This window comes from Streptomyces sp. E11-3 (assembly GCF_046540415.1).
GTDB lineage: Bacteria > Actinomycetota > Actinomycetes > Streptomycetales > Streptomycetaceae > Streptomyces.
In genome coordinates, this window is the sequence record NZ_JAZGRL010000214.1 from 1 (window position 1) to 880 (window position 880).

Here is an 880-nt window from a genome sequence, read left to right on the forward strand (position 1 = left end):
CCCGAGCACGCCCCTTGGGAAGCGGCCGCCACCCTCCTGGCCCGCCTGCACCGCCTGCCCGCCACCGAACTCCCCGGCCCGCTCCCCGGGATGCGCGGCCCCGCCAAGGCCGCGCGAGCCGTCGCCCGGATGCGCCGGGACGCGGCAGCGCACCCCGCGGCCGCCCCCGTGGAGCACGCGTGGGCGGCACTGCCGGCCTGGGCCCGCGCCGAGGCCCCGATGCCGTACGCCCGCACGGTGTGCCACGGCGACCTGCATCTGGGCCAGCTCGTCCGGCACCCGGCCCCCGACGGCCCCTGGCTGCTGATCGACATCGACGACCTCGGCCTCGGCGAACCGGCCTGGGATCTGGCCCGCCCGGCCGCCTGGTACGCGTCGGGACTGCTGCCGCCCGAGGACTGGACCCGCTTCATCGGCGCCTACCGCGCGGCGAACGGCCCCGCCGTCCCCGCCGACGGCGACCCCTGGCCCGTACTGGACGCCCCCGCCAGAGCGCTGACCGTACAGACCGCCGCCCTGGCCGTCGCCAAGTCGGTCACCGAATCACGACCGCTCGACGAGGCCGAGCACGGGCTGATCGAGTCCTGTGTCCGAATGGCCGCGCTCCCGATGGAGTTGGCTGACGGCGACCCGAAGTAGGCTGCTCGGTGAAGCAGTTCCGAACGGCGAGGAGTTGAGCCGAGCATGCAGTGTCCCAAGTGCCGAGCACCGATGCAGACCTACAACCGCAACGGTGTCCAGATCGAGCAGTGCAGCGGCTGCCGGGGAATCTTCCTGGACTACGGGGAGCTCGAGGCACTGACCCAGCTCGAGTCGCAGTGGTCGCAGCAGGCGCCACCGCCGCCCGCCCCGCCCGCTCCGGCCCCCCAGGGCTACCCGG

General features: G+C 74.7%; 2 protein-coding genes. Both read left to right on the forward strand.

Annotated elements, in window-relative coordinates:
• Positions 1-639 (forward strand): phosphotransferase family protein (locus U9R90_RS36480; RefSeq protein WP_411061800.1); only part of this gene is annotated, 639 nt, incomplete at its 5' end.
• Between the two features lie 45 nt (positions 640-684).
• On the forward strand, positions 685-880 hold a 196-nt coding region (locus U9R90_RS36485), incomplete at its 3' end, for a zf-TFIIB domain-containing protein (RefSeq protein WP_411061802.1).